1 pseudogene is annotated in these 237 nt (G+C 42.6%); it reads right to left on the reverse strand.

Features of this window, described 5'->3' with window-relative positions:
- Positions 1 to 28: 28 nt before the first annotated feature.
- Positions 29 to 237: pseudogene (locus tag GQ590_RS12200) on the reverse strand (transposase); the annotation flags it as partial.

Genomic DNA, 237 nt, shown 5'->3' on the forward strand with positions numbered 1-237 from the left:
GTTTTACGTGCTGTTGTGGGCACTAAAGCTTTTTTATGATTTCTTCCTGAAGCTGGGATTTTAAGCTCAGTTCGGCAAACATCTGCTTAAGCTTGCGATTCTCTGCCTCAAGCTCCTTTAAACGTTTGATATCTGAGCTTTCCATTCCGCCATATTTTTCTCGCCACTTATAAAAAGTCGAGTTGCCATGCCATATTTACGGCAAAGCTCTTTAACCGGAATACCCGCTTCAGCTTC

Origin of the sequence: Gilliamella sp. Lep-s35 (assembly GCF_009795845.1) — a bacterium.
Classification (GTDB): domain Bacteria; phylum Pseudomonadota; class Gammaproteobacteria; order Enterobacterales; family Orbaceae; genus Gilliamella.